Here is a 14,185-nt window from a genome sequence, read left to right on the forward strand (position 1 = left end):
GCCCCACCCCCAGCCAGGTGCCCCCGGCCTCCAGGTCACGCCCCGCGTGCACCCCAGGGGCGTCCTGCCAGGCGGCCAGGGCCTGGGTCGGACGGGCATAGAACTCGTCACGGTTGGCCGCGACGATCAGCGGCAGGGCATGCCCGGGCCGCCAGGCGAATACGATCAGGCACATAGGTTTGGCCTCTGTGTTTTTTGCCACTCTACCCACTGCGCTGGCGGCGATCCATCCTGTCACGAAGTTCACTAGAGCCTCGAGCCCGCCTTCCGTTACCATGCCGGATTGATTTTCTCGGGGATGACGAATGGAGTTCGTACTCTATCTGCTGTTGGGGGCCTGCGCCGGCGTGCTGGCCGGGCTGTTCGGCGTGGGTGGCGGCATCATCATCGTGCCGGTGCTGGTGTTCAGCTTCACCTTGCAGGGCTTCGATGCGTCGATACTCACCCACCTGGCAGTCGGCACCTCGCTTGCGACCATCGTCTTCACCTCGATCAATGCCGTGCTCGAGCACCATCGCCGGGGCGCGGTGCAGTGGCCGATCTTCGCCTGGATGACCGTCGGCATCCTGCTCGGTGCCGGTATCGGCGCCAAGACCGCCTCGCTGATCCAAGGCCCTCAACTGCAGAAGATCATCGGCGTGTTCGCCCTGATCGTCGCTGCGCAGATGGCCCTGGACCTCAAGCCCAAGGCCAGCCGCGGCATCCCCGGCAAGCCTGCGCTGATCGGCGCAGGCGGGGTGATCGGCTGGGCCTCGGCCATCTTCGGTATCGGCGGCGGCTCGCTGACCGTACCGTTTTTGACCTGGCGCAGCCTGCCGATGCAGCAGGCGGTGGCGACGTCGTCGGCCTGCGGGCTGCCGATTGCCGTGGCCAGTGCCCTGAGCTTCATGTGGCTGGGTTGGGGCAACACGCACCTGCCGGCCCACAGCGTGGGCTATGTCTACCTGCCAGCGCTGGTCGGCATCGCCGTCACCAGCATGTTTTTCGCCCGCTTCGGCGCACGTCTGGCGCACAAGCTGTCGCCGCGCCTGCTCAAGCGCCTGTTCGCCGCGTTGCTGTTTTGCGTCGGGCTGAGCTTCCTGATTTGAACCAAGAGGAATATCCATGCTGCCTTACCCGCAGATAGACCCCGTGGCCGTGGCCCTCGGGCCGCTGAAAATCCACTGGTACGGCCTGATGTACCTGATCGGCATCGGCGGCGCCTGGCTGCTCGCCTCGCGCCGGCTCGCCCGCTTCGACCCCACCTGGTCGCGCGAGAAGCTCTCCGACCTGGTGTTCTGGTTGTCGATGGGGGTGATCGTCGGTGGCCGCCTGGGCTACGTGCTGTTCTACGACCTGCACGCCTACTTGGCCAACCCGACGCTGATCTTCGAGGTCTGGAAGGGCGGCATGTCGTTCCACGGCGGTTTCATCGGCGTGATGCTGGCGGCCCTGTGGTTCGGCAAGCGCAACAACAAGTCGTTCTTCGAGCTGATGGACTTCGTCGCGCCGCTGGTGCCGATCGGCCTGGGTGCCGGGCGTATCGGCAACTTCATCAATGCCGAGCTGTGGGGCAAGGCCACCGACGTGCCCTGGGCGATGGTCTTCCCGCCCTTCAGCGACCCGGCGCAGTTGCCCCGTCATCCGTCGCAGCTGTACCAGTTCGCCCTCGAAGGTGTGGCATTATTCGTGATTCTCTGGTTGTACTCGCGCAAGCCGCGCCCGACCATGGCCGTTTCCGGCATGTTCGCGCTGTTCTACGGTATTTTCCGCTTCATCGTGGAGTTCGTGCGGGTGCCCGATGCCCAGCTTGGCTACATCGCGTTCGGCTGGTTGACCATGGGTCAGTTGCTTTGCGTGCCGATGATCGTCGGCGGCATCTTCCTGATCTGGTTGGCCTACAACCGCAAACCTACGGCCAAACCCGCCGTATGATTTTCACGGCAGGGGCGATCCCCCTGCCGTTCTTGTTACAGGAAAGTCATGAAACAGTATCTAGATCTGGTCCGCGACGTCATCGAAAACGGCACGCTGCAAGGCAACCGCACCGGCATCCGCACCATCAGCCTGCCGGGCGCCATGCTGCGTTTCGACCTGCAAAAAGGCTTCCCGGCCATCACCACGCGCAAGCTGGCGTTCAAGTCGGCGATCGGCGAGATGGTCGGTTTCCTGCGGGGCGTGAAGAACGCCGGTGAATTCCGCGAGCTGGGCTGCAAGGTCTGGGACCAGAACGCCAACGAAAACGCCCAGTGGCTGGCCAACCCGTTCCGCCAGGGGCATGACGACCTGGGCGAAATCTACGGCGTGCAGTGGCGCCAGTGGCCGGGCTACAAGCGCATCCCGCTGAGCAACCCGGCGGCCATCGAAATGGCCGAAAAGGCAGGCTTCCGCCGGATCGCCAAGGACGAGGAAGACGGCCAGGCGTTCGTCATCCTGTACAAGGCCATCGACCAGGTGCGCCAGTGCCTGGACACCATCGCCAACGACCCGGGCAGCCGGCGCATCCTGTTCCACGGCTGGAACTGCGCGCAACTGGACGAAATGGCCCTGCCACCGTGCCACCTGCTGTACCAGTTCCACCCGAATGTCGAGACCAGGGAAATTTCCCTGACCCTCTACATCCGCTCCAACGACCTGGGCCTGGGCACGCCGTTCAACCTCACCGAAGGCGCGGCGCTGCTGTCGCTGTTCGGCCGCCTCACCGGCTACACCCCACGCTGGTTCACCTACTTCATCGGCGATGCCCATGTGTATGAAAACCACCTGGACATGCTCAACGAGCAGCTCAAGCGCGAGCCGCTGGCAGCGCCGAAGCTGGTGATCAGCGACCGCGTGCCGGACTTCGCCAAGACCGGCAAGTACGAGCCTGAATGGCTGGAGAAGATCGAGCCGAGCGACTTCAGCCTGGAAGGTTACGAGCACCATGCGCCGATGACGGCACCGATGGCGGTCTGACTTCATTGGCCCCATCGCCGGCAAGCCGGCTCCCACAGACGCAGGCCTTGTGGGAGCCGGCTTGCCGGCGATGGGGCCTTGGATCAATGCCCGTGGCTACGCCCCACATGTGAATGCTCGGCCTCCGGCACCGATACCGCCCCATTCACTTCCAGTTGCTGCAAGATCGCGCATTCCGCCCCTTGCGCATTGCAGCGCTGACGCAACTCCACCAGCTGCGCCTGCAGCGCCACCAAGCCATCGATCCGTGCCTGCACGTGCTCGATATGCTCATCGATCAACGCATTCACGCTGCCGCACGAGCCTTCAGGGCTGTCGCGCAGGCGCAGCAGGCTGCGGATTTCATCCAGGGTCATGTCCAGCGTGCGGCAGTTGCGGATGAAGGTCAGCCGCTCGACGTGGGCCTGGGTGTACAGCCGGTAGTTGCCGTCGGTGCGGGCGGGTTCCGGCAGCAGTTGCTCACGCTCGTAATAACGGATGGTTTCCACGGCGCAGTCGGTCGCCTTGGCCAGTTCTCCGATCTTCATGGCAAATTCTCCAGCAGATGGCTTGACCCTATAGTGGCTACAGGGTGTTCACTTGGCAACAGGCGAACATTAAGGATGCCCCCATGAACCAGCCTGTCAGCCCCGAACACAAGCACCCCCACGATCATGCCCACGGCGATGACGACCACGGCCATGCCGCGCACGGCCACAGCTGCTGTGGCGCCAGTGCAGCGCCGGCTCCGGTGCAGTTGACCGAGAAGGCCAGCGCCCAGGCGCAGTTGAGCCGCTTTCGTATCGACGCCATGGACTGCCCCACCGAACAGACGCTGATCCAGGACAAGCTGGGCAAGCTGGCAGGTGTCGAGCAGCTGGAGTTCAACCTGATCAACCGCGTGCTCGGCGTGCGCCATACCTTGGCCGGCACCGAAGCCATCGAGCGCGCCATCGAAAGCCTGGGGATGAAGGCCGAGCCGCTGGCAATCGAAGGCGCTGACGCCCCGGTGCAGCCGCACAAGACCCGCTGGTGGCCGCTGGCGCTGTCGGGTATTGCCGCGATCGCCGCCGAAATCGTGCACTTTGGCGCCCTGGCGCCGGAATGGCTGGTGGCCTCGCTGGCCCTGGCGGCGATCCTCGGCTGTGGCCTGGGCACCTACAAAAAGGGCTGGATTGCCCTGAAGAACCGCAACCTCAACATCAACGCGCTGATGAGCATCGCCGTGACCGGTGCAGTGCTGATCGGCCAGTGGCCGGAAGCGGCCATGGTCATGGTGCTGTTCACCGTCGCCGAGCTGATCGAAGCCCGCTCCCTGGACCGTGCGCGCAATGCCATCAGCGGCCTGATGCAACTCACCCCCGACACCGCCACGGTGCAGCAGGCCGATGGCCAGTGGCGCGAGGTGGATGTGCGCGAAGTGGCCATCGGTGCGCAGGTGCGGGTGCGCCCCGGTGAGCGCATCGGCCTGGATGGCGAGGTGGTCAGTGGCCAATCCAGCGTCGATCAGGCACCAATCACCGGCGAAAGCTTGCCCGTGGAGAAAGCCGTCGGCGACAAGCTGTTCGCCGGCACCATCAACCAGGCCGGCGCCCTGGAGTACCGGGTGAGCGCCGCCGCCGGGCAATCCACCCTGGCGCGCATCATCAAGGCCGTGGAAGAGGCCCAGGGCGCGCGTGCGCCGACCCAGCGCTTCGTCGACACCTTCTCGCGCATCTACACCCCGGTGGTGTTCGCCCTGGCCCTGGCCGTGGCCATCATCCCGCCGCTGTTCATGGCCGGCGCCTGGTTCGACTGGGTCTACCGCGCCCTGGTGCTGCTGGTGGTGGCCTGCCCGTGCGCACTGGTGATCTCGACCCCGGTGACCATCGTCAGCGGCCTGGCCGCGGCGGCGCGCAAGGGCATCCTGATCAAGGGCGGCGTGTACCTCGAAGGCGGCCGCAAGCTCGACTACCTGGCCCTGGACAAGACCGGCACCATCACCCACGGCAAGCCGGTGCAAACCGACGCCAAGGTGCTCGAGCCGCTGTTCGAAGGCCGCGCCCAGGCCATGGCAGCCAGCCTTGGGGCGCGTTCCGACCACCCGGTGTCGGGCGCCATCGCCCAGTTCGCCAAGGCGCAGAACTTGCCGCTGAGCGAGGTGAGCGACTTTGCAGCCCTGGCCGGGCGCGGCGTGCGCGGGGTGATCGATGGCCAGACCTACCACCTGGGCAACCACCGCCTGGTCGAAGAGCTGGGCCTGTGCTCGCCAGCACTCGAAGCACAGCTCGATGTGCTGGAGCGCCAGGGCAAGACCGTGGTGCTGCTGCTCGACCGCTCCGGCCCGCTGGCGCTGTTCGCCGTGGCCGACACGGTCAAGGACAGCAGCCGCCAGGCCATCGCCGAACTGCATGCGCTGGGCATCAAGACTGTCATGCTGACCGGCGACAATCCGCACACCGCCGAGGCGATCGCCGCCCAGGTGGGCATCGACCGCGCAGAAGGCAACCTGCTGCCTGCCGACAAGCTGGCCAGCATCGAGCAGCTGTATGCCCAGGGCCACCGGGTCGGCATGGTCGGCGATGGCATCAACGATGCGCCGGCCCTGGCCCGCGCCGAAATCGGCTTCGCCATGGCCGCTGCCGGTACCGACACCGCGATCGAGACCGCCGACGTGGCGCTGATGGATGACGACTTGCGCAAAATCCCGGCGTTCGTCAGGCTGTCGCGCCAAAGTGCGGCGATCCTGACGCAGAACATCGTTCTGGCGCTGGGCATCAAGGCATTGTTCCTGGCGATCACCTTCACCGGCATGGCCACCTTGTGGATGGCCGTCTTTGCCGACATGGGCGTGAGCCTGCTGGTGGTATTCAACGGTTTGCGCCTGCTGCGCAAGTAGCGCCGGTTGCGCACAACAGAGGTCCTGCAATGCTGAGTGCCGAGCTCAAAGCCTTCTACATGGTGGCCCGCCTGGGCAGCATCACCTTGGCCGCGAAGAAGCTCGGGCTCAGCCAGCCCACGGTGACCACGCAGATTCGCAACCTGGAGAGCCAGTACGCGGTGGAGCTGTTCTACCGCGGTGGCCGGCGCTTGGTGCTGAGCGAAGAGGGCGTGCGCCTGTTGCCGATGGTCAAGGCGCTGCTGCAGCAGGAAGCCGACATCGAGTTCGAGCTGCGCAACAGCGGCCATGCCCAGGGCAGCCTGCGCATCGCCGCCACGGCGCCTTATTACATCCTCGACCTGGTGAAGATCTTCCGCGAGCGCCTGCCGCAGGTGGAAGTGGCGGTGGAGATCGGCAACTCCCAGCAAGTGCTGGAAATGCTCGAAGACTACCGCGTCGATATCGCCGCCTCCTCGCAGTTGCTTGAAGATGCGCGCCTGGTGCGGCGGGTGCTGGGCACCGACCCGCTGGTGGTGGCGGTGCACCGCAATCACCCGCTGGCGCATCGCCAGGCGGTGTCCATCGACGTGGTGGCGGGGCATTGCCTGCTGATGCGCGAAAAAGGCTCGACCACCCGCAAGCTGACCGAGCAGATGCTGGACGAGGCCGGGGTGAAGGCCGGGGCCTTGCTGGAGATCGGCAGCCGCGAGTCGATCCGCGAGGCGGTGCTGCGCAATATCGGCATCAGCGTGATTGCCCGCCACGAGGTGCCGCACAACCCCGAACTGCGCGTGCTGACGCTGGAGAACGCGCCGGTGATGCATGAGTACCTGTATTGCCTGAAGGAGCGGCGCCAGGCGCGGTTGCCGGCGGCGTTCCTGGGGGTGGCGCAGGAAGTGGTGGGTTCGCAGTTCTGATAGGGCTGTAGGCGCTGGTGTGGGAGCCGGCTTGCCGGCGATAGGGCCGGCAAGGCCACTACAAAATCTGCCTATACCACTATCGCCCGCTTTTGCCCTAACGCCACAGAACCTTCGCACAGCCTTCCTAGCATGGCCCCATCTGTTCGATGAGGCCTTGCCATGAACCACGCCACTCCGGGCGCACAGATGAAAGTGCGCGGTATCCACAAGCGTTTCGGTGCCTTCACCGCGCTGAACGATGTCTCCCTGGACATCGCCGCCGGCGAGCTGGTCTGCCTGCTCGGCCCCTCCGGCTGCGGCAAGACCACCCTGCTGCGCTGCATCGCCGGCCTCGAACGCCAGGACCGCGGCACGCTGTACATCGGCAACCGCGACATCTCCGAACTGCCGCCCCAGGCCCGTGACTACGGCATCCTGTTCCAGTCCTACGCCCTGTTCCCCAACCTCAGCGTCGAAGCCAACATCGCCTACGGCCTGACCGGCAGCAGCCGTGAGCAGAGCCGCCAACGGGTGGCCGAGATGCTTGAGCTGGTGGGCCTTGGCGGCAGCGAAAAGAAGTACCCCGGCCAGCTCTCCGGCGGCCAGCAGCAGCGCGTGGCCCTGGCCCGTGCCTTGGCCCCGGCGCCGTCGCTGCTGTTGCTCGACGAGCCGATGTCGGCGCTCGATGCCCGCGTGCGCGAGCACCTGTGCACCGAGCTGCGCCAGCTGCAGCGCCAGCTTGGCATCACCACGCTGATGGTCACCCACAACCAGGATGAAGCCATGCTCATGGCCGACCGCATCGCCGTGATGAACAACGGCCAGGTCGAGCAGTACGCCACGCCCCAGGAAATCTACGACCAGCCGGCCACCCCGTTCGTCGCCGAGTTCGTCGGCCAGGGCAACTGGCTGCCGTTCCAGCGCAGCAGCGACAGCCACGCCCAGGTCGGCGCGATGAACATGCGCCTGGCCGCCGGTGCCCCGCGCGCCAGCAGCGGCCGGTTGTTCTGCCGCCCCGAGGCGATCACGGTGAACCCGGTGGTGCACGAGGAAAACCTGTTCCCGGCCAAGGTGCGCGAGATCACCTTCCTCGGCAACCGCTGCCGCATGAGCTTCGAGCTCAAGGCCCTGCCAGGCCACGCCCTGCTCGCCGAGCTGGCCCCCGAAGCCATGCCGCGCCTGGGCTCGCAGGACATCTGGGTGGCGTTGCCGCCACAGAGCCTGCAGGTGTTTGCCTGAGATGGCCGCGCCAATGTCCCTGCCGCTCCCCGACGCCAAGCGCGCACCCTCCAGTGACGTCGCCCTGGGTGATCGGCTGTTCGTGATCGGTGGCAAGAGCCTGCTGCTGGTACTGTTGCTGCTGGCCGTGCTGATGCCGTTGCTGGCGATCTTCTGGCGCGGTTTCAGTGGTGATGCCGGCCAGGGTGGCGGCCTGGTCGCAGCCCGTGCGCTGTTCGCCAGCGAAAACTTCCACTGGCTGCTCGGCAACAGCCTGTCGGTGGCGTTCACCGTGGCGCTGATCGTGATTCCGCTGGCCTACCTGTTCGCCTACGCCCTGCAGCGCACGCTGATCCCGGCCAAAGGCCTGTGGCGAGGCATTTCGCTGCTGCCGTTGCTGGCGCCGTCGATGCTGCCGGCTATCGCCCTGGTCTACCTGTTCGGCAACCAGGGCCTGCTGCGCGGGCTGCTGCACGACAACATCTATGGCTTCTGGGGCATCGTCCTGGGCGAGGCCATCTACACCTTCCCGCATGCGCTGATGATCCTGCTCTCGGCCTTGTCGCTGGCCGATGCGCGGCTGTTCGATGCCGCCTCGAGCATGGGCGCCGGGCCTTGGCGGGCGTTTCGCAGCATCACCTGGCCGGCCACGCGCCAGGCGGTTTTCGCCGCGTTCTGCCTGGTGTTCACCCTGACCATCACCGACTTTGGCGTACCGGTGGTGGTCGGTGGCGATTACCAGGTGCTGGCGCTGGAGGCTTACAAGGCGGTGGTGGGGCAGCAGCAATTTGGCCGCGGCGCGCTGATCGGCATGGTGCTGCTGGTGCCGGCGCTGCTCAGCTTTGCCGTCGATGCCTGGCTGCGCAGGCGCCAGGGCGATGCCATGAGCGGCCGTGCCCAGGTGTTCGAGCCCAAGCCTTCGCGCGGCCGTGACGCCTGCTTCCTGGCCATCGTGGTGCTGGTGTGCGCGGCGCTGCTGGCGGTGATCGGCATGGCGGTGTACTCGTCGCTGGTGACCTTCTGGCCCTACAACCTGACCCTGTCGTTCAAGCACTACATGTTCGAAGACACCGCAGGCGGTGGCTGGCTGGCCTATCGCAACAGCGTGACCATGGCCATCGCCACCGCGCTGATCGGCAGCCTGGTGATCTTCAGCGGCGCCTACCTGATGGAGAAGACCCAAGGCCAGCGCCTGCTCAACCAGGCCCTGCGCCTGCTCAGCTTCATCCCCATGGCGGTGCCGGGGCTGGTGCTGGGCCTGGGCTATGTCTTCTTCTTCAACCTCGCCGGCAACCCGCTGCATGTGTTCTACGGCAGCATGGCGCTGCTGGTGGTGTGCACCATCGCCCATTACCTGACCACCGCGCAGATGACCGCGACCACCGCGCTGCGCCAGCTCGACGGCGAGTTCGAGGCCGCCGCGCTGTCGCTCAAGGCGCCGCTGTACAAGCACTTCGTGCGGGTCACCGTGCCCATCTGCCTGCCGGCGCTGCTGGACATCATCCGCTACCTGTTCGTCTCGGCGATGACCACCGTCTCGGCGGCCATCTTCCTCTACAGCCCCGACACCATCCTCGCCGCGGTGGCCGTGCTGAACATGGACGATGCCGGCAACGTCGGCGGCGCTGCCGCCATGTCCACCCTGATCCTGCTCACCAGCGCTGGCGCCTCGTTGCTGCTGGCCGCTGCTTCACGCGGCCTGTTGCGCCGCTCCCAGGCCTGGCGCCAACGCGCTGCCGGCCATTGACCGACTGCCCACTCTGATAGGAAACGCATCATGTTCAAGCCACTCGCACTTGCCGCTGCCGTATCCGCCGTCTTCAGCCTGCAGGCCTCGGCCGCCGGCACGCAACTGACCGTGTACACCGCCCTGGAGGCCGAGCAGCTCAAGAGCTACAAGCAGGCCTTCGAGAAGGCCAACCCGGATATCGAGATCAAGTGGGTACGTGACTCCACCGGCATCATCACCGCCAAGCTGCTGGCCGAGAAAGACCGCCCGCAGGCCGACGCGGTCTGGGGCCTGGCTGCTTCGAGCCTGGCCATCCTCGACCAGAACGGCATGCTCGAAGCCTATGCGCCGAAGGACCTGGGCAAGATTTCCGCCAACTACCGCGACGCCGCCAACCCGCCAGCCTGGGTCGGCATGGACGTGTGGGCCGCGACCATCTGCTTCAACACCGTCGAGGCCGAAAAGCAGGGCCTGAGCAAGCCGGTGAGCTGGCAAGACCTGACCAAGCCTGAGTACAAGGGCAAGATCGTCATGCCCAACCCGGCGTCGTCCGGCACCGGTTTCCTCGATGTCAGCGCCTGGCTGCAGACCTTCGGCGAACCCCAGGGCTGGGCCTACATGGACGCCCTGCACCAGAACATCGGCCAGTACGTCCATTCCGGCTCCAAGCCGTGCAAGCTGGCGGCAGCCGGTGAATTCCCGATCGGCATCTCGTTCGAGTACCCGGCCGTGCAGCTCAAGCGCCAGGGCGCGCCACTGGACATCGTGCTGCCCAAGGAAGGCCTGGGCTGGGAGATCGAGGCCACCGCGGTGATCAAGGGCTCGCCGAAGGCGGAGGCGGCCAAGCGCCTGGCCGACTTCTCGGCCAGCCCCGCGGCCATGGAGCTGTACAAGGAGAACTTCGCGGTGCTCGCCGCGCCCGGCATCGCCAAGCCGCAGACCGAATTGCCGGCTGACTACGAGCAGCGCCTGATCAAGAACGACTTTGCCTGGGCCTCGAAGAACCGTGACGAGATCCTTGGCGAATGGCGCAAGCGCTATGACGGCAAGTCGGAGAAGGTGGCGCAGCAGTAAGCCAGGCCTACGCTATCCCTGTGGGAGCCGGCTTGCCGGCGATGGACTGACAGCCACCTTGAATTTCACCTGAGGAAACCCAAGCGATGCTCACCCGCGACCAGGTCATCGACAACACCTTCGCGCTCTACCAACGCCATGGCAGCGACGACTACATCGGCGAAGCCATCACCCAGCTCGAGCACATGTCCCAGGCCGCGCAACTGGCCATGGACGAAGGCTTCGACGACGAAGTGGTGCTGGCGGCGTTCTTCCACGATATCGGCCACCTGTGTGGCGGCGAGGGAGACATGGGCGGCTTTGGGGTGGTCAGCCATGAGCGCATCGGCGCCGAGTACCTGCGCCGCTGCGGCTTCAGCGAGCGCATGGCGCGGCTGGTGCAGTATCACGTGGAGGCCAAGCGCTACCTGACCTTGCGTCAGCCGGGGTACTACGCACGGCTGAGCGAGGCGAGCCGGCGGACCCTGGAGTATCAGGGTGGGGTGATGAGCGAGGGGGAGGCGGATGAGTTCGAGCGCGATCCGCTGTTCAAGGTGAGCCTGCGGATGCGCGAGTGGGATGAGCAGGCCAAGGAAGTCGGCGTGCCGCTGATCGACATGGCGGTGCTCAAGGGCAAGGCATTGGCGATGCTCTGAGTTTGGCGGTGTGTGTGCGGGCCCTTCGCGGATAAATCCGCTCCTACAAGGTTGCGCAGACCTTGTAGGAGCGGATTTATCCGCGATGAGGCCCGCACGGCCAACCTCAAATCTGTAGAACCAACGCCTCCAACTGCTCCTGACGCTCCGCCTGGTTCACCCGCGCCCCCGGGTTGAGCGTCGACCATTGCGGGTGCGCCCGGGCCTTGCTCAAGGCCTCGGGCAGCTTGCCTTCGCGCCAGGCCTTTTCATCCAGCGGCCCCAGGCGAATGCTGTCCTGCGCCGCATGCCCGCGATTGTCCAGCGCCACCATCAACTGCTGCTGACGCAAGGCCAGCAGGCGCAGCACGTTGTCGTCCACGGTCAGCTCGCGCTGGCCCTTGAGCTTGCCCATCAACCGCGACCCATAGTTGCGCGCCGTCTGCAGTGCGCCGCCGGCAATGGCCCCGGCCAACGCGGCAGCGCCCAGGGTGATGCCGCCGACCAGCAGGTCGACCCCGGCGCCCGCCGCGGCACCGGCCGCCACGCCGCTGCCCAGGCGCACACCCAGCAGCTTCAGTGTCTCAGGGTTGAACAGGTCATCGCCCCAGCGCCCATCGAGCAGCGGCAGGTCACCGGCGTTGGCGTCTTCACGGCGGAATGCGTAGAGCTTGAGCAACGCCTCGACACAGCGCTGTTCGCGTTGGCGCACCTCCTGGCGCAGGGCCTCGATGGCCTTGGCTTCGGCAGCCGGCTCGGCGGCCACGCTGCGCCGGCAGGCGGCGCAGTCGAGCAGCAGCTCGGCGATCAGGCGCTTGCCGCTGTGCTGGCGAGCCAGGCGCTGCGCCTGCTGGTCGTCGATCAAGCGTTGCAGGGCCGGGCGCGCCTCTTCCAGCAACAACGCCAGGCTTTCGTACAGGCGGCGCTCGCCATCTTCGGGCGGCGCCACGCTGTCGAAGCGCACCAGCGCATGCAGGCCAAGCCGGGCCAGCGCTTCGCGCCATTGCGGTTCGCGGTGCTGGCTGCTGGCAACGAAGTTGAGCACCGGCAGCAAGGGCTTGCCGCAACTGGCCAGCACTTCGAGTTCGTCGCGGTACTTGGCCAGCACCGGTTCACGGGCGTCGATCACGTACAGGCCGGCATTGCTCGCCAGCAACTGGCGCAGCACCTTGGCCTCCTGCTCGAAACGCTGGCGCGCTTCGCTGCCCTGGAGAAAGCGCTCCAGCCGCGCCGGGCCGTCCAGCCGCTCGCCGGGGCGCTCCAGGCGTTCCAGGTAGTCGAGCAGGGCGATGGCGTCTTCCAGGCCGGGGGTGTCGTAGAGCTCCAGCAGCGGTTCGCCATCCACCGACAGCCGCGCGCCCTCCACATGGCGGGTGGTGCTGGGCCGGTGGGACACTTCGCCAAAGCCCACGTCACGGGTGAGGGTGCGCAGCAGCGAGGTCTTGCCGACGTTGGTGTGGCCGACCACGGCCAGTTTCAGCGGCTCAGTCATGGCCATGCTCCAGCCAGGTCAGGGGCGAGGTGTCGGCATGGGGCAGGCCGAGGCGGTCCAGTGCTTCGTGCCAGTCACCCAGGCGCTCGGCATCCAGGGCCTGGCCCTGTGCTGCCTGCAGCAGCCAGATGCGGGTGGCACCGGCATTGCGCGCCAGCTCCGCGAGCAGGGCCAGGCTGCCGCGGTCGGGCGAGCGGCGCGGGTCGCAGGCGATGGCCAGGCGCGCCGGGGGGAAGCGGCTGAGTTGTTCGAGCAGCTTGTTGCGCGACTCGCGGCTGTCGAGCACGCCGGCGTCGGTCACGCCCTTGGGCAGGGCGGGCGGCCAGGGGCGCTGGTCGTCCAGTTCCAGGCCGACCAGCAAGGCGCCACTGCTGCCAGCGTCCAGTTGGCCTGCCTGGAACTGCGGCAATGCCTCGGGCGCTGCATCTTGCACGCCGATGCGTTCGCTGCGTGGCATCAGGGGCTCACGCAGGTGCGCGTAGCCGGGCAGGCTGAGGTCCAGGGCCAGGCGCTGGCGGCCCTGGCGCCAGCGCCACAGGCACAGCGCGAACAGCGCCAGGCGCGGCAGCAGGCCATACACCAGCACCACGCCGAGTAGCCAGCTGGCCCACGCCTGGCGGGCCAGGTCCAGCGCTGGCAGGGTGTCGCCGCTGGCGCGGATCATGGCCTCGTCAGGCATTGCGAAACCCAGCAGCGAAGGCAGCGCGCCGAGTGCGTGGGTCAGTTGGATGAAGGGCTCGGGGGCGAGCAAGGTGGTTTCCCAGACGAAGCCGTAGCGGCGGGTGGCGAGCAGCGCCAGCAGCAGCACCAGTGCGCTGAGCATCGCCAGCAGCCACAGGCCATGCACCAGTGTGCCGAGCAACCAGCGGCTCAGGCGCTGGCGTTGCAGCAGCACCAGCAGCGCCGGCGCCAGGTGCGCGGCCTTGGCGTCGCGGGCGAAGCGCTCGCTCAACCACAACCACAGGCGCCCCAGGCTGGCGCCACTTTCGCCGCTCAGCGCCAGCCCGGCGGCCCAGCCCAGCAGCATCAGCAGGTTCAGCCCGAGCAGGCTGCCCAGGGCCCAGAACACGTTGACCGGGCGTTGCCCGTCGCCAAGGGCGGCAAGGGCCAGGCCGGCGCCGCTGAGCACGGCCATCAGCAGCAAGGCCAGCAGCGCCAGGCGCGCGCCTTGCTTCCAGTGGCGCAAGGCGCGGGTGATGCCGTCACGTTCGGCGAGGCACAGCGCCCGGGTTTCGATGCGCGCCGCCAGGTCGCCGCCCTGCTGGCGGGCGAGGCGGTTGGCCTCCTGGTCCTCCAGGGGGCCGGCGTGTTCCTCGCGCAGGCGCACCGCTTCGGTGAGCCAGCGTTTGTCCAGGGGAGTCAGTGCAGTCACAAGGTCTTCCATTG

At 66.8% G+C, this 14,185-nt stretch carries 13 protein-coding genes; 9 read left to right on the plus strand and 4 right to left on the minus strand.

Annotated features, from left to right (window positions below; all coding sequences use genetic code 11):
• On the minus strand, window positions 1-175 hold a 175-nt coding region (locus tag L6D75_RS25930; protein ID WP_236193921.1), incomplete at its 3' end, for an NRDE family protein.
• A gap of 130 nt (window positions 176-305) precedes the next feature.
• Between L6D75_RS25930 and L6D75_RS25935 the strand changes: the two genes are divergently transcribed.
• From L6D75_RS25935 to L6D75_RS25945, 3 genes are read left to right on the plus strand one after another with little or no spacing between them, the layout of a single operon-like run.
• A complete protein-coding gene (locus L6D75_RS25935) occupies window positions 306-1,088 on the plus strand; it encodes a sulfite exporter TauE/SafE family protein (protein WP_236193912.1) in 783 nt (260 codons plus the stop codon).
• Between the two features lie 16 nt (window positions 1,089-1,104).
• On the plus strand, window positions 1,105-1,914 hold the full coding sequence (gene lgt, locus L6D75_RS25940) for a prolipoprotein diacylglyceryl transferase (RefSeq protein ID WP_176515715.1): 810 nt from the start codon (window positions 1,105-1,107) through the stop codon (window positions 1,912-1,914).
• Between the two features lie 48 nt (window positions 1,915-1,962).
• Window positions 1,963-2,934 carry a thymidylate synthase gene (locus tag L6D75_RS25945; RefSeq protein WP_176515716.1) on the plus strand — a complete coding sequence of 324 codons (972 nt, stop codon included), beginning with the start codon at window positions 1,963-1,965 and terminating at the stop codon, window positions 2,932-2,934.
• Between the two features lie 83 nt (window positions 2,935-3,017).
• Here L6D75_RS25945 and cadR read toward each other — a convergent pair whose 3' ends face one another.
• Window positions 3,018-3,461, minus strand: a complete 444-nt coding sequence (gene cadR, locus L6D75_RS25950; RefSeq protein ID WP_176515717.1) for a cadmium resistance transcriptional regulator CadR — start codon at window positions 3,459-3,461, stop codon at window positions 3,018-3,020.
• Window positions 3,462-3,544: 83 nt separating this feature from the next.
• Here cadR and L6D75_RS25955 point away from each other — a divergent pair, with 83 nt between their 5' ends.
• The 6 genes from L6D75_RS25955 (at window position 3,545) to L6D75_RS25980 (ending at window position 11,328) form a co-directional block, all read left to right on the plus strand.
• A complete protein-coding gene (locus tag L6D75_RS25955) occupies window positions 3,545-5,791 on the plus strand; it encodes a heavy metal translocating P-type ATPase (RefSeq protein ID WP_176515718.1) in 2,247 nt (748 codons plus the stop codon).
• Window positions 5,792-5,820: 29 nt separating this feature from the next.
• Window positions 5,821-6,690, plus strand: coding sequence for a LysR family transcriptional regulator (locus L6D75_RS25960; protein ID WP_176515720.1), 870 nt, complete (start codon window positions 5,821-5,823; stop codon window positions 6,688-6,690).
• Window positions 6,691-6,852: 162 nt separating this feature from the next.
• Window positions 6,853-7,911, plus strand: coding sequence for a putative 2-aminoethylphosphonate ABC transporter ATP-binding protein (locus L6D75_RS25965; RefSeq protein WP_176515722.1), 1,059 nt, complete (start codon window positions 6,853-6,855; stop codon window positions 7,909-7,911).
• A 1-nt stretch (window position 7,912) separates the two neighbouring features.
• Entirely contained in the window at window positions 7,913-9,637 is a 1,725-nt protein-coding gene (locus L6D75_RS25970; RefSeq protein WP_176515723.1) for a putative 2-aminoethylphosphonate ABC transporter permease subunit, read from the plus strand.
• A gap of 30 nt (window positions 9,638-9,667) precedes the next feature.
• Entirely contained in the window at window positions 9,668-10,693 is a 1,026-nt protein-coding gene (locus tag L6D75_RS25975) for a putative 2-aminoethylphosphonate ABC transporter substrate-binding protein (RefSeq protein WP_176515725.1), read from the plus strand.
• Window positions 10,694-10,779: 86 nt separating this feature from the next.
• Window positions 10,780-11,328, plus strand: a complete 549-nt coding sequence (locus L6D75_RS25980) for a phosphonate degradation HD-domain oxygenase (RefSeq protein WP_176515727.1) — start codon at window positions 10,780-10,782, stop codon at window positions 11,326-11,328.
• A gap of 106 nt (window positions 11,329-11,434) precedes the next feature.
• On the opposite strand, the gene L6D75_RS25985 is transcribed toward L6D75_RS25980, so the two are convergent.
• The gene (locus L6D75_RS25985; RefSeq protein ID WP_176515729.1) at window positions 11,435-12,799 is read right to left on the minus strand and encodes a GTPase/DUF3482 domain-containing protein; all 1,365 of its coding nucleotides are present in this window, start codon (window positions 12,797-12,799) and stop codon (window positions 11,435-11,437) included.
• Window positions 12,792-14,183: a DUF2868 domain-containing protein gene (locus L6D75_RS25990; protein ID WP_176515731.1), complete on the minus strand. Its 1,392-nt coding sequence runs from the start codon at window positions 14,181-14,183 to the stop codon at window positions 12,792-12,794. The genes L6D75_RS25985 and L6D75_RS25990 overlap by 8 nt, the downstream gene beginning before the upstream one ends.
• Between the last annotated feature and the right edge of the window lie 2 nt (window positions 14,184-14,185).

Source organism: Pseudomonas faucium (assembly GCF_021602585.1).
GTDB lineage: Bacteria > Pseudomonadota > Gammaproteobacteria > Pseudomonadales > Pseudomonadaceae > Aquipseudomonas > Aquipseudomonas faucium.